This window comes from Vallitaleaceae bacterium 9-2, from assembly GCA_038396585.1.
Classification (GTDB): Bacteria; Bacillota; Clostridia; order Lachnospirales; family Vallitaleaceae; genus UBA1351.
In genome coordinates this window covers 769,778-792,035 of sequence record CP121691.1, presented here as the reverse complement: position 1 = coordinate 792,035, position 22,258 = coordinate 769,778, and the positions used below count along the sequence as shown (strand labels likewise).

Below are 22,258 nucleotides of genomic sequence, written 5' to 3'. Positions count from 1 at the left end.
CTTGTTATAAAGATAACCACATAATCATAGCATCTTCTATTGGTTTAGTGTAGTAGCGGCGTCTCTTGCCTTCTATTGTAAAGCCAAGTTGTTCATAGGCTTTGATAGCACGTAAATTGCTCTCTCTAACTTCCAGTGTTAACTGATGTATCTTTAACTTCTTTGCTTCTTGTAGTAATGCTTTGATAAGCATTGTTCCATAGCCCAATCCTCTATACGCCGAAGTAATAGCAACATTGGTTATATGTCCTTCATCCAATATTTTCCAAAAACCTCCATACCCAATAAGATGGTCATCACATTTTAAAACAATATAGTGTGCATGAGGATTGGCCAACTCTTGTATAAAGCTTTCATAGGTCCAGGGAATGCTGAATGTGGTCTTTTCAATATCAACGATATCTTGAATATCTTCTTGCGACATTGATTCAACTTTAATTTTTCGCATGATTTTTACTCTCATATTCGCGTTCAGCTTGAGATTTTTTATGATAATAGGGACGGTGCTCTTGATATGTCATTACATCATTATCATCATACCTTGATTGACCTAATATTGCAACATTTTTTGCCATGAGATTCGTATATACCGGCAAGAAGCTTATAATTTTTTCTCCAAGCCCTTCTAGATCTTGTTCAAATCTAAAGACTGCATCACCAACAAGATACACATGATGTGTTTCTTTTTTTAATTTTTCCGCCACTTCTTCTATTTCACATGTGACTAAGGGTGTCTGGGGCTCCACCAAAAAATGCCGTTCCTTGACACTTATCATAAATGTTTGATAGTACACTTCTCTTGCCCTGGCATACATGATGGCATGCACTTTTGCTCCTGGGATTAATACCGTACTTGCCAACACTTGCATTGTAGGTATGCTCACAATCGGAATATTCAATCCCTGCGCCAATCCTTTTGCCGTTGCACTTCCAATCCTTAAGCCCGTAAAGGAACCTGGACCTTCTGAAACAGCAATTAAGCCAATATCTTTGGGTTTTAATTCAAGTTTATTGAGCATTTCTTGAATCATTGGCATCAATGTTTTTGAATGTTTTAGCGTATGATTAATAGTATATTCACCTAATAGCTGTCCATCCTCAACAACTGCAACCGATGCAATTGTCGACGAGCTTTCAATTCCTAATATTTTCATATGATCTCCTGAATTTTCCGGTATTCAAACCCTTGCTCTAAATCCTTTTCAATAATAATCGTTCGCGTACCTTTTGGCAAGAGGGATTTTATTTTATTTGCCCATTCAACAAGTGTGACCCCATGGCCGTAAAAATATTCTTCATAACCTATGTCTTCAATTTCAGATATGTCTTCAATGCGGTACACATCAAAATGGTAAAAAGGTAGCCGTCCTTGTTCATATTCATTAACTAAAGTAAAGGTCGGACTTGTAATATCCTCGTCAATGCCAAGTCCTTCTGCAAATCCTTTTGTAAAAACAGTTTTTCCTACGCCTAGATCTCCAATCAGCGAGTATACTTCGCCTTCTTTTGCTTTTTCTCCAATTTCTTTTCCTATTGCATATGTCTGTTCAGGTGAATAACTATGCCTTATCATCTTCTTTTTCCTCTTTATCTACAGTGTGTACCTTGATCTGTTCTTCCTTAACCGGATTAGCTACGGAAGTTGTCTGTCCACGTAATCGCTCTATTAAAGTGGGTTGCTTGGGTAGTTGGTCACCGATTTTTTCAATGATTTGATTAAGGGTAATGTTATCCGCTTCGCTCATTGCTTTTTTGGGAATAACAAATGCCTGCTGTTCATTTACATAAAATAAAAAATCAAAGGGTGTCTTCTTAATGCGAAATAGTTGATTCCAAAACAAGCGAACCGTTCCGGTATATTGCTGTACTTCAAATATTTCATCACTGATATGATATGTAATCGGGTTTTTAAATACCGGATTGGAAATAACTTGACGCTTGGATTGGGAGAGCATATTTAAAGGTGTCACAATAACGTAAATGATGACAACCATGAGTAATATCAAAGAGACAAATGCATCTTTCCACACAAAGTAGGTCACCGGTAACATGATCAATGATCCTAAACCAAAGATCATTGTAATTACACCACTCAAACTCGAGTATGCATGAAATAGCATAAATCTAAATAAATCCATTGTTTTTGTTTTAACAGTAATTTGTACAAGTTCTTTCATCTTATCTCCTAGTTTTAATCTTCATTTACCATTGATAGGCCTATACGTTTTTTTGCAACGTCCACTGAAATAACTTCCACTTCAACAATATCTCCAATGGCTACCACCTCAAGGGGGTGCTTAATATATTTTTTACTCAATTTTGAGATATGTACTAACCCATCTTGATGGACACCAATGTCTACAAAGGCCCCAAAGTCAATGACATTTCTGACGGTTCCACTTAAACGCATTCCGATTTTTAAATCATCCATTTCTAACACATCACTGCGTAAGATTGGCTTTGGCATTTCATCACGAGGGTCTCTACCCGGTTTCTTCAACTCCAAAATAATGTCTTGAAGGGTCGGTTCTCCCACACCGATTTTTTCTGCTACCTCGCCTACATGTTGGATACTTCCAACCTTTGTTAGCATTTCTTTGACTTCATAATGTAGATCTAAATCCAATAATTTCATGAATTTTTCTGTTGCTGCATACGATTCAGGATGGACTCCTGTATTATCCAATGGGTTTTTTCCATTACGTATACGTAAAAATCCTGCCGATTGCTCAAATGCCTTAGGACCAAGTTTTGCGACCTTAAGCAACTCTTTTCGTGTCTTAAACTCACCATTTTCTTCACGATAACTAACAATGTTTTTAGCTACCGCTTTGCTGATTCCTGAAATATATTGTAGTAAGGAAACACTTGCCGTATTCAAATCGATTCCTACTCGGTTAACAGAATCTTCAACCACTCCAGATAGGGTTTCTGCTAATTTTTTTTGATTCATATCGTGCTGATACTGACCTACTCCAATCGATTGGGGATCAATCTTTACTAGTTCTGCCAGCGGGTCTTGTAGTCGTCTTCCAATAGAAACTGCGCTTCGAAGCGCTACATCATATTCCGGAAATTCTTCTGTCCCAAGCTTAGACGCTGAATATACCGAAGCTCCGGCTTCATTGACTATAACATACTGTATGTTACTTTTCATTTCTTTAAGCATCTCAACAGTAAAGCTTTCTGTCTCTCTTGACGCCGTTCCATTTCCAATCGCAATAAGATTCACTTGATGTTGATTGATCATTTTCCCAAGGATTTTCTTTGCTTCGGCTATTTTATTAACCGGAGGTGTTGGGTATACAACTCCTGTGTCAAGCACTTGTCCATACTTATCAATAACTGCAACTTTACAACCGGTTCGAAAAGCAGGGTCTAACGCCAAAATGATTTTTCCTGCAATAGGTGGTTGAAGAAGAAGCTGCTCTAGATTTTTTCCGAAAACTTTAATCGCACCATCTTCAGCATTTTCTGTCATATAGCTACGCAGTTCACGCTCTATCGAAGGAAAAATCAAACGTTTGTAGGCATCTTCAATAGCTTCTTTAATATAAGAAGTTCCAGAAAAAGCTTCATTACGAATCACTTGTTTTTCAATATATCCAATGCCTCTTTCTTCGTCCCCATCAATTTTTACGGAAAGAATTTTTTCCTTTTCACCACGATTAATGGCTAGAATACGATGCCCCGGTATCTTTTTTATAGGTTCCTCATATTCATAATACATTTCATATACTGAGGTCTCTTTGGTTTTTGTTTTTGTAACGATTTTACCCACATTCCATGTATGATCTCGCAGGTATTTACGTATATCTGCATCATCTGAGATCATCTCTGCAATAATATCTTTGGCTCCATCAAAGACTTGCTTAATATCGGTTATTCCTTTTTCTTCATTCAAATACCCCTGGGCACATTGATTTAAATCATCATGTGTCTGTTGCATATAAAGAATAAGTGCAAAGGGTTCTAATCCATTTTCTTTTGCGATTGTTGCACGCGTTCGTTTCTTTTGCTTATAGGGTCGATAGATATCTTCGACTTCAACGAGTGTCTGCGCCTGAACTAACGCTTTTTCAATTTCTGACGTCATTTTTTCCTGTTCAATAATCGTTGCACGCACTTGCTCTTTTCTTGCCTCTAAATTGGTTAGATATGTTAAGCGTTCGGATAATTCACGTAACACTTCGTCTGAGAGTGACCCTGTTTGTTCTTTTCTATATCTAGAAATAAATGGAATGGTATTACCCGCATCAATTAATGCCAGCGTATTTTCCACCTGCCATGCTTGTAACCCGAATTCTTGTTGTAACTGTTTTTTGATTTCCATATAAGACCCCTTTGTTTTTTCTAAAAGTGCATACTCATTATAATATCAATTCCAAGAAATTTCAAGAAAGGGAGTACAATAGGACAAAAAAAGATGGACGTTAGGCATTTTTCTAACGTCCATCGATATCGGTCTACTTATCGAACTCCTAATTTGAAGTGGTCATGAATCGCAACAAGCGCATCATCAGCATCTTTTTCTGATACTAATACGGAGATTTTGATTTCTGATGTTGAAATCATGTGAATGTTAATATCCGCATCGTATAGCGCCTCAAACATTTTAGTTGCAACCCCTGCATTTGAAGCCATTCCTGCTCCAACAACAGATACTTTGGCCACATCATCATCAAAGAGGAAGCTACTTGCTTCTAGATGATCCAAGTTCGATTCAATCAATTGTGTGGCTTCTTTCAAATCGCTTTTTGCAACTGTAAACGTGATGTCCTTTGTTCCGTCGCGTCCGATGGATTGTAAAATGATATCAACACTGATATTATTTTTTGAAAGTAAGCTAAATAAATCAAACGCTTTACCCGGTCTATCTTGAATCCCTATCACTGCTATACGTGCTACGTCTTTATCTGCTGCAACACCACTGACCAACATTTTTTCCATTTTACATTCCTCCTTAACTATCGTTCCTTCTGCTTGTGTTAAACTTGATCGAACCACTAATTCAACCTTATATTTTTTTGCAAGTTCGACCGAACGGTTGTGCAATACTTTCGCTCCCAATGAAGCTAATTCTAGCATTTCATCATAGGTTATCTCATCTAGCTTTCTTGCATCTTTGACAACACGTGGATCTGCTGTATATACCCCATCAACATCTGTATATATCTCACAGCGGTCGGCATTTAATGCAGCTGCAAGTGCAACCGCCGTAGTGTCCGAGCCCCCACGTCCAAGTGTCGTTACATCTTCATATCGGTTAATCCCTTGAAATCCTGTAACAAGAACAATATTGTTAAGTTCTAATTCCATTTCCATACGTTCTTTATCAATACCTTTTAATCGGGCATTTCCATATGTTCTTGACGTATTCATGCCTACTTGAAATGCATTCAGCGATATCGCCGGATAACCTAATTCATGAAGCGCTAACGACATCAGCGCAACAGATTGCTGCTCTCCTGTTGCAAGCAGCATATCCATTTCTCGTTTTGAAGGATTCGCCGTGATCTCCGCAGCCTTTGCTAAGAGCTCATCTGTCGTATCTCCTTGGGCCGATAAAACAACTACTACTTGATGTCCTGCTTTATAATCTTCTAGAATTCGATTTGCAACATTAAATACACGTTCTTTGTTGGCGACAGAACTGCCACCGAATTTTTTAACTACAAGCATATATTTCCTCCGTCTTCATTTATAATCATTTGCCTAAAAAGTATGGCATAAATTGATAACCTTGCTTTATTATCTTGCCACTCGCTTTTGCACCAGCTTCAGAAAAAAAGAAATGGTTGTGTTTTTCTTGTTCATTTGTATAGATTAGATAAGGCACCGGATCATTAGTATGTGTTCGAATATGTAGCGGCGTAGGATGATCCGGTAAAATCCCAATCTTAAACGCTTCTTCTTTTTCTTTGAAATAATTGTAAATAGGAGCGACAACCTTTTCATCAATGAGCTCGATCGCTTTTACTTTATTGTCCAGTTCTCCGCGATGCCCACATTCATCTGGCGCTTCCACATGTAAATACACAAAATCATATCCATCTTCAAAAGCCCTTATTGCTGCATCTACTTTTCCTTGATAATTGGTATGAATATTTCCAGTTGCTCCTTCAACATCGATACTTTTCATATTCGCTGCAATGGCAATACCTTTTAATAAATCAACGGCTGAAATCATAGCACCCTTTTTGTTAAACATTTTTTCAAAATCAGGAAGCTCCGGTCTTACCCCTTCTCCCCATGGCCATATACTGTTTGCCGGACGCAAACCTTTTTGACGTCGTGCTTCATTGACTGGATGATGATTTAAGATTTCAAAACTTCGTTCCATCATTTGACGTATCTGTTCACTATTGTCTCCGGTAGGCTGATATGGTGCTATTTGTTTGCCCAAAATATTGTGCGGCGGTTCTAAATTTACGTCCATTGAACCATGATCCCAGATAAGTGCATGTCGATAATTAACACCTTGATAAAATGTTAGCTCTGCATCTTCAAACGCTTCTTTGACTGCCTCCAAAAGTATCGCAGCCTCTTGTGTAGTAATCTCATCCGCACTATGGTCTTCAATCGTCTTATTCCAGTAGGTTTCTTCTTCTGTTAATGTTACAAAATTAACGCGAAAGCATATATCACTCTCTTGCATCTCAACCCCAATACTTACTGCCTCTAAAGGAGAACGACCAGTATAATACTTCCTCGGATCATACCCCATAACTGAAAGATTTGCAGTGTCGCTTCCCGGATTCATGCCTTGGGGTATAGTATCGACCAATCCTACTTCACCAACATTTGCCAATCTATCAAACATTGGTGTTTTCGCCACTTCTAATGGTGTCTTATTGTTTAACGCTTCGATGGGCTCATCTGCCATTCCATCGGCTAATACAATTATATATTTCATGACCTAATCCTTTTCTATACGAATTGTTGATGTCACTTCTAGTTGATACTGCTCTTGCAAACGATGAACTTTATCCGACAGCTCACCTTCTGTTGATCTTTGAGTAATAAATACCGTTTCATCATCACTATGGATGTATGATACTTTTCCAAAGACTTCTTCAAGAACATCTTGATATCCATGTCCTTTAATTGCAATAAATAGTTGGCTTGGCACTTCTTCTAAAGACATCAGATTCATTTCTTTTGAGTACCAATGCGTAATGATGTTCTTATCTAGATGCTTCGCAGCATCTACCACATCGGCAACAACAGCAGAAGCCGTTGGTAATTTTCCAGCACCACTTCCATAAAACATTACGTCCCCAATAACATTTCCTTTAATAAAAATCGCATTGAACACATCATGTACATTGGATAAAGGATGATTGTCAGAAATCATCATGGGCGCTACCATGGCATATGCTTTTTCTTCAATCTTTTTGCTAATACCTAAAAGTTTTATCTGATATCCAAGTTCCTTTGCATATTCTAAATCTTTGAGTCGAATCTTTGAGATGCCTTCTGTATATATCTCTTCAAAGTTTACATGCATTCCGTAAGCTAATGAGGATAAGATTGCAATTTTACGACAAGCGTCATAGCCTTCAATATCCGCTTCAGGGTCACGCTCTGCAAAGCCTAATTCCTGTGCCTCTTTTAGCACTTCTTCAAAATTCAAACCTTCACGGGCCATCTTGCTTAGGATATAGTTTGTTGTTCCATTTAATATCCCTGTGATTTCATAAATCTCATCTGCCGTTAATGATTTGTTCAATGGGCGAATAATTGGAATCCCCCCACCTACACTGGCTTCAAATAAAAAGTTGATATTTTTTCGTCGTGCAATCTCAAGTAGCTCAGGACCATATCTAGCAACCAATTCTTTATTGGATGTAACCACACTTTTTCCTTTTAGTAAGGCCTTTTTCACAAAGTCATAGGCTGGCTTTAATCCTCCCATTACTTCAACGACGATTTGTACAGAATCATCCTCCAAGATATCTTCAAAGTTCTTTGTTAACTTTGTCTCAATCGATGTTCCAGGAAATTCTTTTAAATCAAGAACATATTTTATATAAAGCTCGTCTCCTGCTTTATTATCAATACTTGCCTTATTTTTTTCGAGTACTTCTACAACACCTGATCCTACCGTTCCATATCCCAATATCGCTATGTTAACCATCTTTTTACTCCCTTGCTAATATTTTGACGTGATGTATACCTTCAAACATTTCAATTGAATCAATCAGTGCTTCAACATCTAATGTCTCTGGTAATATCTCGATGCTTATTGTCAAGTTTGCCACTCCGTTAATCGGTATCGACTGATTAATTGTTAATATGTTGGCTTTTGCCTCAGCAATTTTTTCAATAACCGTAGATAACAACCCAGGTTCATCATCTACTTTAACGGCAAATGTTACGACGCTTCCTCGTCCATTGTCAAAGAAGGGAAAAATACAATCCTTATATTTGTAGAAAGAACTACGACTAATACCAACAAGGTCTACTGCCTCTTGTACTGTTATTGCTTTTTCTCTTTCGATTAAAGCTTTTGCTTCAACAACTTTTAAAAACACTTCTGGTAGCGCTTTCTTCTTTAAAATATAGTATTTTGCATTATCCGGCATAACTTTCACCTCGTTTTGTATTTTTGTCAGAAACATTTGTATTTACTAGAAAGATAATATCACATCTATAAATTTATTGCAAGAAAAAAAAGGATAACAGTTTAGCATTATCCTTTTATCACTTATTGAACGATTAAGCTTCCACTATAACTTCTTCGAGTTCTGCTTTTTCTTCATCCGAAACAATAAGATCAATGTCAATTAATATAATCATGCGTTCTTCTTGTTTTGCAACGCTTTTGATATATTTACGATTAACTCCTGTTACAATTTTAGGCGCCTGTTCAATACTATCTTCTTCAATCTGTAAAATCTCGGAAACAGAGTCCACAACAAATCCTATCATCATGTCATTGGTATTAACAACGATGATTTTTGTGTCTTCATTAATCTCTTTTTCTTCAAGATTAAATTTTTTTCTTAAACTATAGATTGGTAATACCTCGCCTCTAAGGTTGATAATCCCTTCAATATATTTAGGTGAGTTTGGTACCTTAACAACTTCTTGATACTTCTCAATACCATTAACCTGCATAATATTCAAACCATATTCCTCATGATCAAGTTTGAAAATTACTTGCTGTAATGAAGCCATTGTTTTTTCCTCCTTTAAATTTGAGATATAATTTATTATTGATCTGTTGTTAGCCAAATTAAATATCCATTGATAAATGCATCAATATCACCATCCATAACGGCATTAACATTGCCGGTCTCCACACTCGTTCTATGATCTTTGACCATATTATACGGATGCATGACATATGAACGGATTTGACTTCCCCAACCGATTTCTTTGACTTCGCCGCGAATTTCTTTCATTTCTTCTTGTTGCTCAATTTGCTTAAGTTCTAATAGCTTTGCTTTAAGCATGGACATTGCTTTATCTTTATTTTTATGTTGTGAACGTTCATTTTGACATTGTACTACCGTATTGGTTGGAATATGGGTTATACGTATTGCTGAATCCGTTTTATTAATGTGCTGGCCTCCGGCACCACTTGCCCGATAGGTATCTATACGTAGTTCATCATCGGGAATGTCTAGTTCAATAGAGTCATCTATCTCCGGGAGAACATCACAGGATGCAAATGACGTATGGCGTCTTCCTGAGGAGTCAAAGGGAGAGATTCGCACCAAGCGGTGAACCCCTTTTTCCGCTTTTAGATATCCATAGGCATTTTCACCGGATATCTGAAAGGTCACCGATTTAATCCCTGCTTCATCTCCATCTAAATAGTCCAGAACTTCTGTTTTATATTCTTTTTTATCTGCCCACTTTAAATACATACGATAGAGCATACTCACCCAATCACAGGACTCTGTTCCACCTGCACCTGCATGAAGAGACACAATTGCATTGTTACGGTCATACGGACCTGAGAGCAACGTATCAATGCGAAGGGTTTCATATTGCTTAAAAAAGCGTTCTGCCATAGACTTAATTTCTTCAACCAAGCCTTCGTCATCCTCTTCTTCTGCGATGCTAATCATTGTTTGTGCATCGTCATAGGCCTCTGAAAGCTGTTCAAAGGACGCCACCTTATCTTTAAGCCCCTTCAACGCCTTCATCTCTTCTTGTGACTTTTCAGGATCATCCCAAAAATCTTCACGAGCCATTTCATTTTCTATCGTTTCTATTTTTATTTTAACATTAAATAAGTCAAAGTGAAACACTCATTTCATCTAATTTCACTTCATACTTTTGCAATTCTTGCTTGAGTTGTTCTAAAGCTAACATTAAATCACCTCTTTCAATGGTTATTCTTCTATACGGTAATTATAATTTTCTGAAGGACCATGACACTGCTTATATTTTTTACCGCTACCACAATGGCACAGTTCATTTCTTCCTAGTTTTCTACCTGTGTGCTTTACTGTTTTTTTCGCAGCTTCTTCACCACGATTTGTGGATATGTTCTTAGCAACACGTTCACGTTCAATTTTGTTACGTGGTGCAATACGATAAAGTATACGCACAGTATCTTCTTGAATACTTTCAATCATATCATCAAACATATCAAAGCCAACAAGTTTATATTCAACTAGCGGATCTCTTTGTCCAAATGCCACTAAATTGATTCCTTGGCGCATTTGATCCATATTATCAATATGGTCCATCCACTTTTGATCGATTGCACGAAGTAGTATTACCCGTTCAGGTTCACGCATCATCTCCGGTTCATCGAATTCTTTTTCTTTGGCTTCATACATTTTATGTGCAAGCTCTTGCAATAACTCGATGAATTTTTCTTTTGTCATGGTATCTCGGGTTTTTTCATCAAAGTTAAAATTTGGGAACGGAATGATTTTTGTCAAGGATTCTCGAAGTCCCATTAAATCCCACTCATCCATATGATCCATACCATTCGAATGGGCATTAACATTACGTTCTATAATATCATCAACCATTTTTAAAATGATTGAACGCATACTTTCGCCTTTAAGAACTTTTAACCGTTCTTCATAGATAATCTCACGTTGCTCATTCATGACTTGGTCATAGTCTAATAAACGTTTACGTATACCAAAGTTATTGCCCTCCACTTTACGTTGAGCATCTTCAATACGGTTAGATAGAATTCCCGCTGATATTGGTTCATCATCCGGTAATCCTAAACGTTCGACTGTATTTTTCATTTTGTCTGAACCAAATAGGCGCATCAATTCATCTTCCAAAGAAATGAAGAAGCGTGATTCACCTGGATCCCCTTGACGTCCTGCACGTCCTCGAAGCTGATTATCAATACGTCGTGACTCATGACGCTCTGTACCAATAATTTTAAGGCCTCCTGCTTCTTTAACCCCTTCTCCAAGCTTGATGTCGGTACCACGTCCCGCCATATTTGTCGCAATGGTTACCGCGCCGAGCTGTCCAGCTTGTGCAACAATTTCAGCCTCTCGCTCATGAAACTTTGCATTTAATACTTTATGTGGAACGCCTTCGCGTTTTAGGGTTTTACTTAAATCTTCTGATGACTCTATACTGACCGTTCCCACAAGAACAGGTTGCCCTTTTTGATGGCTTGCAACCACTTCTTTTGCAATGGCACGATATTTTTCTGCAACACTTTTATATACCACATCATTGTGGTCTTTTCTTGCAATCGGACGGTTCGTTGGTATGACGATAACATCCATACCATAGATGGAACGGAACTCTTCTTCTTCCGTTAACGCCGTACCTGTCATACCTGATTTTTTTTCATAACGGTTGAAGTAATTTTGGAATGTAATCGTTGCTAGTGTCTTACTTTCCCGTTTAACCTTCACATTTTCCTTGGCTTCAATCGCTTGATGCAGACCATTGGAGTAACGTCGCCCCGGCATTAAACGCCCTGTAAATTCATCAACAATGACTATTTCATCGTCTTTGATGACATAGTCTTTATCTCGGTGCATTAATTTTAATGCCTTTAATGCAAGATTAATATGGTGCTGTATTTCCATATTTTCCGGATCCGCTAAGTTATCAATTTGAAAATACTCTTCAACCCGCTTCACACCATCTGCTGTCAGCGTAGCATTTTTCGTTTTCTCATCGATAACGTAGTCGCCTTCTTCTTCAATGTCTTCATTAAGAAGTGCGCTTAATTTGGTTACTTCTCCTAATACTCGCCCTTCTTTTAAACGCTGAGCAAGCATGTGTGCTTGTTGATATAGGTGTGTTGACTTGCTACTGCTTCCAGATATTATCAACGGTGTTCTTGCTTCATCAATTAATACGGAGTCAACCTCATCGATGATTGCATAGTTTAACGGTCTTTGAACCATCTCTCGTTCAAATATAACCATATTATCCCGTAAGTAGTCAAAACCAAATTCATTATTCGTTCCATAGGTAATGTCGCAACGGTACGCAGCTTGTCGTTCTTCGTGATTTAATCCGTTGACAATAACACCAACTGTTAACCCTAGAAAATTAAATACTTCTCCCATCCATTCAGCATCACGTGTAGCAAGATAATCATTGACGGTTACAACATGTACACCTTTTCCTTCGAGTGCATTTAAATATGCCGCGATAGGCGCAACTAATGTTTTACCTTCACCTGTTTTCATCTCTGCAATACGCCCTTGATGTAAGACAACAGCTCCGACCAACTGTACTCTGTATGGTCGTAATCCTAAAACTCTCTTTGCCGCTTCTCGAACAACCGCAAATGCTTCAACCATAATAGAATCCAGTGCTTCTCCTTCATGGATACGTCCACGGAATTCTTCTGTTTTTGCCTTTAACTCTTCATCGGTCAAATCAATCATTTTCGGCTCTAACGCTTCTATCTGATCAACTATTGGGTAAATTCGCTTTAATTCTCTTTCACTATGGGTTCCGAAGATTTTCTCAATAATCCCCATCTTGTCCACCTTCCAATTTAACTATTTTTACATTACTCTATTGTATCATTTTACAGTAGGTCCTTCAAGACACTTTCTTGAAATCATGTATTGCTTGTATTTTAACACAAAAGTCCGCAACATCCTATAAAAATGGTATTAATTTTCTACTTTCTTCCCTAAGCTTCTGTGGATAAGTTTCTAGGTTTACATAATTTTCTCATATTATTTCTGTGGATAGTGTGTCTAAGTCTGTGCATAACCCTATTTTCGGCACTTTTTTTACTCTTTTATCTGTGGATTTATTGAATTGATAGAATTATGTCAATCAATATTCTGACTAAAAAAAGATGGTTGCAAGCAACCATCTTCTCTATATCTTAATCACATATTTTGCTTATGCTTCTGGCTCAATCAAACCAAAATCACCATTTTTACGTTTATATACGACATTAACTTCTTCTGTATCTGCATTTCTAAATACAAAGAAATCATGTCCTAATAATTCAAGTTCCATACACGCTTCTTCTGCATCCATTGGTTTAACTGCAAATCGCTTTGTACGAACAATTTTTGGACCTTCTTCTTCTTGAAGATCTGGCTCAGCATCTAGGAATGCACTTCTAAATGAACCACTATGTCGATGACGATCGATTAACTTGTGTCGGTGCTTTACAAGCTGACGTTCTAGCTTGTCTACAACAAGATCAATAGCTGCATACATATTCTCTGCATTTTCTTCTGCACGAATAACAGTACCTTTCAATGGAATCGTTACCTCGATTCGATGTTGCTTTCTTACGACACTCATCGTTATATTTGCTGTCGTTTCCGACGTAAAATACTTCTCTAACTTGCTAATCTTTTCTTCTGAAATATTTCGAAGTGGTTCGGTTACCTCAAAGTTTTTCCCTGTAATTACATAACGCATAAATAACAACTCCTTCCGGAATATTTTTCATTATACTTTTCGAAAAATATTCTATATTATCTAATACATACATATTCTCCATAACTTTCAAAATTCCTTTTTTTTATATAGAAAAGTTGCATCTGTCATTTTCTACAGATGCAACTTCAATATACATAGACTATTTTACATTATAATTAAATTATACTTTTTCTTTAATAGAATATGCCGTATGGAGTAAATGATGTGCTTTTTCACTCATCGGTTTATCTAAATAAGTCTCATACAACTCAATAATTGCAGGGTTTTCATGAGATTTACGTAATGGCATGTTCTTGTCAATTTCATAGATAGCATCTTGACGTGCTTTAATAATTTCTGCATTTCCATGGTGATAGGGTTGTCCTGCTCCACCGATACATCCACCTGGACATGCCATAACTTCAATCGCATGAATATCTCTTGGATTACCATCACGGATTTCTTCAAGTAAAGCACGTGCATTACCAAGACCATGGGCAATTCCGATATTTAACGTAACATCATCCATAGCGACAGAAGCTACACGTACACCATCAAACCCTCGAAGTTGTTCAAAATCTACACGCTCTAATGTTTTACCTGTGCGAAGCTCATATGCAGTTCTTACCGCCGCTTCAATAACTCCACCTGTTGAACCAAAGATAACTCCAGCACCTGTTGACATTCCTAACGGATTATCAAACTCACTTGCTTCAAGTTCGTCTGGGTCAATGTTTAATTTTTTAATAAGATCCGCTAATTCACGTGTTGATAATACCAAGTCAACATCTGGATTTCCATCCACTGCAAACTCATCACGACTCGCTTCATATTTTTTCGCCAAACATGGCATAATAGATACAACCACAAGGTCTTCACGTTTAACTTCAAGCTTCTCAGCAAAATAACTTTTCGCCACAGCACCAAACATTTGCATTGGTGATTTAGCTGATGATGGAATATCAATAAGCTCTGGGAATTGGCTCTCTACAAAGTTAACCCATGCAGGGCAACATGATGTTAAGATAGGCAATGTCTGCTCTGCTTTTCCATCTAAGTAATTTTGTAGACGTCCAAGTAACTCTGTTCCTTCTTCCATAATCGTAAGGTCCGCTGCAAAATCAGTGTCAAATACGTAGTTGAATCCGATTTGACGCAATGCAGTAACCATTTGATTTGTAAAGATTGTACCTGGTTCATGTCCAAACTCTTCACCTAATGCTACACGAACAGCGGGCGCTGTTTGTACAACTACAGTTTTAGTTGGGTCCGCTAATGCTTCTACTACTTTCCATGTCTGGTTGTTTTCTGTTAATGCACCTGTTGGACAGACCGCTACACATTGGCCGCAATGTGTACAAACTGTTTCTTCCATTGGTAATTCAAATGCAGCTGAAACAACAGCATCAAATCCACGGTTGATTGCCGAAAGTGCTCCTACTGTTTGAACATTATTACACATTGTCTCACATCGACGACACATAACACATTTATCCATATCACGTATAAGTGATGGAGAATAATCTTTTTTATATGTTGACATAGCCGTTCCTGAAATAGAGTCTGCACTTAATCCACATAACTCTGATAGATCTTGTAGCTCACAATCGCCAGCTTTTGCACATGCCAAGCAATCTTTTGGATGATCCGAAACTAAAAGTTCAAGTACAGTTTTTCTAGCTTCCATTACACGAATCGTATTTGTTCGAATATCCATCCCTTCAACAGCAGGGGTTGCACAAGATGGTGCCAAGTTTCTTCTTCCATCAATTTCAACCACACATACACGACATGATGCGGATTGATTGACCATTTTTGTATCATGTAAATCTAAATGACATAAAGTAGGGATATGAATTCCAAGCTTTTTAGCCCCATCAAGTACTGTGCTACCAGCCGGAACAGTAACCTCTTTACCATCAATAGTAATTTTAATATCTGACATTGGGTACACTCCTTTATCTTTTATTTCTATTGCTTAAAAATAGCATCGAATTTACATTTATCGTAACATGCGCCACACTTAATACACTCATCTTGATTAATCACATGTGGTTTCTTCACTTCTCCGGATATACATCCAACTGGACAGACACGTGCACATGCTGTACATCCAATACATTTTTCTTCATCGATGATGTATTTTACTAGACTGCTACATTGGCCTGCTGGACATGTTTTTTCTTGAACGTGTGCAACATATTCATCCCAAAATGCATCTAATGTTGATAAAACAGGGTTTGGAGCTGTTTGTCCCAATCCACATAAAGCAGTATCTTTAATAACACGACTTAAACGCTTCATTTCATCTAAGTGGCGAAGTTCAGCTTTTCCTGCACACGTAAGTTCAAGAAGCTCCGATAAACGCTTAGTTCCTACGCGACAAGGTGTACATTTTCCACAAGACTCTTCTTCTGTAAATTCAAGATAGAATTTAGCCACTGCCGGCATACAATCGTCTTCGTCCATAACAATCATACCGCCTGATCCCATCATGGATCCTTTTGCAATAAGGTTATCAAAGTCAATTGGTGTATCTAAGTCTTTTTCTGTTAAACATCCACCTGATGGTCCACCGGTTTGAACGGCTTTAAATTTCTTACCGTCTTTTATGCCACCACCGATGTCATAAATAACTTCACGAAGTGTTGTACCCATTGGCACTTCTATAAGTCCAACGTTATTGATTTTTCCAGCTAACGCAAATACTTTTGTACCTTTTGATTTTTCTGTACCAATTTTATTAAACCAATCTGCACCTTTTAGTAAGATAACAGGTACGTTAGCAAATGTCTCCACGTTATTTACATTGGTCGGTTTGCCCCAATATCCTGATTCTGCTGGGAATGGTGGTTTTGTTGTTGGTTCTCCACGTTCACCTTCCATAGAATGGATAAGCGCCGTTTCTTCACCACATACAAAAGCTCCTGCTCCTAATGTAAGTTCAATATCAAAATCAAAACCAGATTCTAAAATATTGTCTCCAAGTAAACCATATTCACGAGCAACGTCAATTGCTGCTTGTAAACGTTTAATCGCTAATGGGTACTCCGCACGGATATATACACGACCTTTGGACGCACCAATAGCATATCCACAAATTGCCATTGCTTCAATAATCGTATGTGGATCACCTTCAAGAATGGATCGGTCCATAAATGCACCTGGGTCACCTTCATCCGCATTACAGATAACATATTTTTGATCCGCATCGTATCCACGTGCAAATTCCCATTTCAATCCAGTTGGGAATCCACCACCACCTCGGCCACGAAGACCTGAATCTTTGATTTCTTGGATAACGATCTCAGGTGTCATATCTGTTATAGCTTTTCCAAGTGCCATATATCCATCACGAGCAATATACTCATCAATATTTCCTGGATCAACAAATCCACAGTTTCTCAATGCTATACGCATTTGCTTTTTGTAGAAGTCCATATGCTTTGAATCGGAAATAATCACTTTTTTATCTGGGTCAACATATAGTAAACGTTCTACTTTTCTTCCCTTTACTAGGTGTTCTTTTACAATTTCTTCTGCATCTTCTGGTTTAACTTGTACATAAAATGTATTGTCTGGTAATATTTTTACAATCGGTCCTTTTTCACAAAATCCAAAACATCCAGTCTTAAGAACTTGAACATCTGCATCTAAGTTTTCAGCTGTTATAGAACTTCTAAGATTTGTGATAATTCCTTCTGCTTCAGCCGAAAGACATCCCGTTCCTCCACAGACCAATACATGCATTTTTTCGTTTGCCATTATTACGCCTCCTAACCTTTCTATTCTACTGTCTTATGCGTTGCTGGAATGATTCCGTCAACAAGTTCTCCAGCTTTTAAGTATTTTTCAATAATCTCTTTTGCCTTCGCTTCATTAACGTCTCCGAATACAACGGGTTCTTGATTGGGTAGAGTTACTTCAATAGTAGGTTCTGCATAACAATAACTCATGCATCCTGTTTGTGTAACAACAACGTTATCAATGCCTTGTCGATGCGTTTCTTGAATTAGATAATCCATAACCTCACGCGCGCCTGCTGCAATTCCACATGTTGCCATTGCTACTTTAATCTGAATCAGAGAATCGACATTATCGCCTTTTTCTCTAAGGGCCACTTTATTTTTAACATCATTTTTAATCTTCATTAATTCATCAAGTGATTTAATTTTTGCCATTATTTTTCCCTCCTATTTGTATTCAGCTAAAATATCTTTAACCATGTCAGCCGTTAAACGTCCATAAGTTTTTTCACCGATTGTTACAACAGGAGCCAAACCACATGCGCCTATACATCGTAATCCAGTAATTGAAAACTTACCATCAGGAGTTGTTTCTCCAACACCTATACCTAGTTCTTTTGAGAATGCATCAACTATTTTTTCTGCACCTCGAACATAACATGCTGTTCCCAAACAAATGGAAATATCATGTTCCCCTTTAGGTTCCATAGTAAAAAATGAGTAGAAACTTACGACTCCAAATACCTTTGCTGTAGAAACTTTTAATTTTTTTGCTACAAATTTTTGTACATCAGCCGGAAGGTATCCGAAAATCCCCTGTGCTTTATGCAAAACTTTGATGAGTTCGCCTTTTGTATCTGGCAATGCATCAATAAAGTCTGCAAGTTCTTGGTATTTTTCTTGAGTTAAATCGTGATTAGCAGCCATCATTAACCTCCTTAAAATTGTATTACATAGCCTTAACCTTTATATAAGAAGAGATTATTCATCTCTAACTAACATTTTTTTGTTTATGATTTGTCAATCTTTTTTAAAAAATCAAGCACAACTTTTACGTTCAGTTGAGACTTTGATACTTTAGGAATCTGAAGTTCTTTCATGCAAATGCCTATAAAGCCAAGTTCATGCGCGTCTGATGATTGTAACAGCGTGTGCTTTTTATATTTATCTTTATATGTATTGTACTCTGCGTATTGTGAAATTTCAAGACATTGAACGGGCAGATTGGGTGGGATAAATCCCAAGTTAGAAACAACACTATAACTTGGGCGGTCAATATGTGCCGGAATGGCAACACCACCTAGATTAATTATCTGTTGAATGAGGTCTTCAAGAGGAATTGTCGTTGCAAAAGACAACAGTCTTTCTTCTTCTGCAATAATATTATCTTGTACATCAAAAATGAGTTGTCGTCCTAAAACAGAAGGTTTATTTTTCCTTTTAGGTAAACTGGCATAAACATATGCCTGCATTTTATTGCAGGCTTGAACCGTTTCAAATAAACAGACAACATGAATCTCTTCTCGAGTTTCGACTTCCATCCCCGGAATGACGACAAGACCATGTTCCTTAGCGACTGTCATGACTGCGTCTACATTTTGGCAGCTATTGTGATCTGTAATGGCAATAGCATCTAATTCACTAATAATCGCCATGTTCACAATATTATTTGGTGACATTTCTTCTAAGGCACACGATGATAATGCGGTATGGATGTGAAAGTCATATTTTACATTCATTGCAATCCCCATTTGTTAAATTATTGTCATTACACCTTGTACAATTCAGACCTCATTATAACAGATTTCCACATTATTGTAAACGAATGATTAGAGCATTTTTTTTATGTAAGCCCCAGTATAAGACTTTTTATTTTGAGCTATTTCTTCCGGCGTTCCCTTTCCTATTACCGTTCCACCACGATGTCCACCCTCAGGTCCCATATCAATAATGTAATCTGCTGTTTTAATTACATCAAGATTGTGCTCAATGACTAACACTGAATTGCCCTGTTCTACAAGCGTCTGCAATATTGTAATCAATTTGCTTACATCATCAAAATGTAGCCCCGTTGTCGGTTCATCTAATATATACATTGTCTTTCCTGTACTTCGCTTACTCAGTTCTGTTGCCAATTTTACCCTTTGGGCTTCTCCTCCTGATAAAGTTGTGGATGGCTGTCCCAACTTAATATAACCTAGACCTACGTCATAGAGTGTTTGCATTTTATTTTTTATTCGAGGTACATTTTCAAAAAAAGTCAAAGCATCTTCGACGGTCATATCTAAAACCTCTGAAATATTCTTCCCTTTATACTTTATCTCTAATGTTTCACGATTATAGCGTTCACCATGGCATACTTCACACGGAACATAAATATCCGGTAAAAAGTGCATCTCTATCTTCAGTATTCCATCTCCGCGGCATGCTTCACACCGTCCCCCTTTAACATTAAAGCTAAAGCGTCCCTTAGCATATCCACGAACTTTGGCATCTTGCGTTGCCGAAAAAATATCACGAATATGATCAAATACGCCTGTATATGTTGCTGGATTAGATCTTGGCGTACGTCCAATAGGAGATTGGTCTATATCAATTACTTTATCTAAATGTTCCAATCCTTCAATATCTTTGTGTACTCCCGGTTTTAATTTTGCACGATTAAGATCTCTTGCCAATCGCTTATATAGGATTTCATTTACAAGGGAGCTCTTGCCAGATCCTGACACTCCAGTCACGCATGTTAATACCCCCAAAGGAATGGATACATCGATATCTTTTAAGTTGTTTTCCTTTGCTCCACGTATGTTTACCCAGCGTTCATCAGGAACCCTTCTAACTTTAGGTATTGGAATCTCAAGACGCTTAGAGAGGTACTGTCCTGTTATGGAATGTTCGGCCGTTTTAATTCCTTGTACATCTCCTGCATAAACGACTTCCCCCCCATGAACTCCTGCTCGAGGACCTATATCAACAATAAAGTCCGCCTCTTCCATCGTCTCTTCATCATGTTCAACAACAATAAGGGTATTACCTAAGTCGCGAAGATGCTTTAATGTCTTTAGGAGACGCCCATTATCTCTTTGATGCAATCCAATTGAAGGTTCATCTAGAATATAAACCACACCAACTAACCCTGAACCGATTTGTGTTGCAAGTCGAATCCTTTGCCCTTCCCCTCCTGAAAGGGTTCCCGCTGTACGAGACAACGACAGATAATCTAATCCCACATCAACAAGAAAGTTAATTCGTGCTTTGATTTCTTTTAATATTTGCTCCCCAATTAACTCTTGACGCTTTGTTAATTGAAGGCTTTCCATAAATGCTTGAATATCAATAATCGCTTGTTCTGTAACTTCAACGATATTTTTTCCTCCTACAGTTACAGCTAATGATTCAGGCTTAAGGCGTGCTCCATGGCACGCTTCACACTCATCATTCGTCATCAGCGCTTCATATTCTGATCGCATGTAGTCTGATGATGTCTCTTGATATCTACGCTCCAATCCAGGGATAACCCCTTCAAATGCTGTTGCATATTCTCCGGACATATGATCATTCTCATATTTCACTTTAATTTGCTTGCCTTCATTGCCATATAAAATCAAGGTCTGAATTTTTGAGGGTAATTGACTGTAGGCTAAATCCAAGCTGAATTTGTACTTTGCTGCCAGTGATTCAAAAAGACTTAGTGTATAACTTTTTTTCTTATTTGCCAAGCCCCAACCTGGTGCTTGAATTGCACCTTGTCGAATGGAAAGCGATGGATTCGGAATAATCAAATCCGGATCAAACTTCATGGTAAATCCTAGCCCATGGCACGCCGGACATGCTCCAAACGGGTTGTTAAAGGAAAACATTCTCGGTTCAATTTCTTCGATACTGATCTCACAATCTGGGCATGCAAAGTGCTGACTAAAGGTTAGGCGTTCAGCGCCAATCACATCAACTTCTAAGATACCTTCCGATAGGCGCATAACCGTCTCAATGGAGTCACTTAGGCGCTTTTGTATATCTTTTTTAACAACAAGACGATCAACAACAATAGCGATCGTATGCTTTTTATTTTTTTCAAGCTCAATCTCTTCACTTAAATCATACATATTTCCATCAATGAGCACTCGAATATAGCCACTTTTTTTTGCTTGTTCCAACAGTTTAGTGTGCTGTCCTTTACGTCCACGTACGATGGGCGCCAATAGTTGAATTTTTGTTCCTTCTTCAAGTTCTAATATATGGTCCACAATTTGGTCCACTGTTTGTTTATGAATAGGCTTTCCACATTTTGGACAATGAGGAATTCCAACCCGAGCATATAACAAGCGATAATAGTCATAAATCTCTGTAACCGTTCCCACCGTCGATCGTGGATTTTTGTGGGTTGTTTTTTGATCAATCGATATTGCCGGCGACAAGCCTTCAATGGTTTCAACATCAGGTTTTTCCATCTGACCTAAGAATTGACGCGCATAGGAAGACAACGATTCAACATATCGACGCTGTCCCTCTGCATATATCGTATCGAACGCTAAAGAGGACTTACCTGATCCACTAAGTCCTGTCATGACAATAAATTGATCTCTCGGCAACTCTAAATCAATATTTTTTAAATTATGCTCTTTGGCACCTTTTATAACAATCTTATTTTTTGACAT

19 protein-coding genes are annotated in these 22,258 nt (G+C 37.8%); all 19 read right to left on the bottom strand.

Annotation, left to right across the window (positions count from 1 at the left end):
* Positions 1 to 4 precede the first annotated feature (4 nt).
* The gene (gene rimI / locus QBE53_03695; GenBank protein ID WZL82225.1) at positions 5 to 448 is read right to left on the bottom strand and encodes a ribosomal protein S18-alanine N-acetyltransferase; all 444 of its coding nucleotides are present in this window, start codon (positions 446 to 448) and stop codon (positions 5 to 7) included.
* Positions 435 to 1,154, bottom strand: coding sequence for a tRNA (adenosine(37)-N6)-threonylcarbamoyltransferase complex dimerization subunit type 1 TsaB (gene tsaB, locus QBE53_03690; GenBank protein ID WZL82224.1), 720 nt, complete (start codon positions 1,152 to 1,154; stop codon positions 435 to 437). Before tsaB ends, rimI begins: the two co-directional genes overlap by 14 nt.
* Entirely contained in the window at positions 1,151 to 1,573 is a 423-nt protein-coding gene (tsaE, locus tag QBE53_03685) for a tRNA (adenosine(37)-N6)-threonylcarbamoyltransferase complex ATPase subunit type 1 TsaE (protein WZL82223.1), read from the bottom strand. The genes tsaB and tsaE overlap by 4 nt, the downstream gene beginning before the upstream one ends.
* A complete protein-coding gene (locus QBE53_03680; protein ID WZL82222.1) occupies positions 1,560 to 2,177 on the bottom strand; it encodes a YcxB family protein in 618 nt (205 codons plus the stop codon). Before QBE53_03680 ends, tsaE begins: the two co-directional genes overlap by 14 nt.
* Positions 2,178 to 2,191: 14 nt before the next feature.
* Positions 2,192 to 4,333, bottom strand: a complete 2,142-nt coding sequence (locus QBE53_03675) for a Tex family protein (GenBank protein ID WZL82221.1) — start codon at positions 4,331 to 4,333, stop codon at positions 2,192 to 2,194.
* A gap of 137 nt (positions 4,334 to 4,470) precedes the next feature.
* Positions 4,471 to 5,682 carry an aspartate kinase gene (locus QBE53_03670; GenBank protein WZL82220.1) on the bottom strand — a complete coding sequence of 404 codons (1,212 nt, stop codon included), beginning with the start codon at positions 5,680 to 5,682 and terminating at the stop codon, positions 4,471 to 4,473.
* A gap of 25 nt (positions 5,683 to 5,707) precedes the next feature.
* Complete coding sequence (locus QBE53_03665) at positions 5,708 to 6,916, bottom strand: cofactor-independent phosphoglycerate mutase (protein WZL82219.1); 1,209 nt, start codon at positions 6,914 to 6,916, stop codon at positions 5,708 to 5,710.
* Between the two features lie 3 nt (positions 6,917 to 6,919).
* Entirely contained in the window at positions 6,920 to 8,140 is a 1,221-nt protein-coding gene (locus tag QBE53_03660; GenBank protein WZL82218.1) for a homoserine dehydrogenase, read from the bottom strand.
* A 4-nt stretch (positions 8,141 to 8,144) separates the two neighbouring features.
* A complete protein-coding gene (locus QBE53_03655) occupies positions 8,145 to 8,588 on the bottom strand; it encodes an ACT domain-containing protein (protein ID WZL82217.1) in 444 nt (147 codons plus the stop codon).
* Between the two features lie 133 nt (positions 8,589 to 8,721).
* Positions 8,722 to 9,183, bottom strand: a complete 462-nt coding sequence (locus QBE53_03650) for a chemotaxis protein CheW (protein ID WZL82216.1) — start codon at positions 9,181 to 9,183, stop codon at positions 8,722 to 8,724.
* A 35-nt stretch (positions 9,184 to 9,218) separates the two neighbouring features.
* Positions 9,219 to 10,329 (bottom strand): peptide chain release factor 2 gene (gene prfB, locus QBE53_03645; protein WZL82215.1). Its coding sequence is split into 2 segments (ribosomal slippage): positions 9,219 to 10,253 and positions 10,255 to 10,329, totalling 1,110 coding nucleotides; the frame shifts between segments, so codons are not numbered across the junction.
* A 20-nt stretch (positions 10,330 to 10,349) separates the two neighbouring features.
* Entirely contained in the window at positions 10,350 to 12,947 is a 2,598-nt protein-coding gene (secA, locus tag QBE53_03640) for a preprotein translocase subunit SecA (GenBank protein WZL82214.1), read from the bottom strand.
* Between the two features lie 376 nt (positions 12,948 to 13,323).
* Positions 13,324 to 13,857, bottom strand: coding sequence for a ribosome-associated translation inhibitor RaiA (raiA, locus tag QBE53_03635; protein WZL82213.1), 534 nt, complete (start codon positions 13,855 to 13,857; stop codon positions 13,324 to 13,326).
* 181 nt (positions 13,858 to 14,038) lie between these two features.
* On the bottom strand, positions 14,039 to 15,802 hold the full coding sequence (locus QBE53_03630) for an NADH-dependent [FeFe] hydrogenase, group A6 (protein WZL82212.1): 1,764 nt from the start codon (positions 15,800 to 15,802) through the stop codon (positions 14,039 to 14,041).
* Positions 15,803 to 15,828: 26 nt separating this feature from the next.
* Positions 15,829 to 17,622: an NADH-quinone oxidoreductase subunit NuoF gene (locus tag QBE53_03625; protein WZL82211.1), complete on the bottom strand. Its 1,794-nt coding sequence runs from the start codon at positions 17,620 to 17,622 to the stop codon at positions 15,829 to 15,831.
* Positions 17,623 to 17,642: 20 nt separating this feature from the next.
* Positions 17,643 to 18,038, bottom strand: a complete 396-nt coding sequence (locus QBE53_03620; protein WZL82210.1) for a (2Fe-2S) ferredoxin domain-containing protein — start codon at positions 18,036 to 18,038, stop codon at positions 17,643 to 17,645.
* Between the two features lie 12 nt (positions 18,039 to 18,050).
* The gene (locus tag QBE53_03615) at positions 18,051 to 18,530 is read right to left on the bottom strand and encodes an NAD(P)H-dependent oxidoreductase subunit E (protein WZL83262.1); all 480 of its coding nucleotides are present in this window, start codon (positions 18,528 to 18,530) and stop codon (positions 18,051 to 18,053) included.
* A gap of 83 nt (positions 18,531 to 18,613) precedes the next feature.
* Positions 18,614 to 19,342 carry a PHP domain-containing protein gene (locus QBE53_03610; GenBank protein WZL82209.1) on the bottom strand — a complete coding sequence of 243 codons (729 nt, stop codon included), beginning with the start codon at positions 19,340 to 19,342 and terminating at the stop codon, positions 18,614 to 18,616.
* Positions 19,343 to 19,432: 90 nt separating this feature from the next.
* Complete coding sequence (gene uvrA / locus QBE53_03605; GenBank protein WZL82208.1) at positions 19,433 to 22,258, bottom strand: excinuclease ABC subunit UvrA; 2,826 nt, start codon at positions 22,256 to 22,258, stop codon at positions 19,433 to 19,435.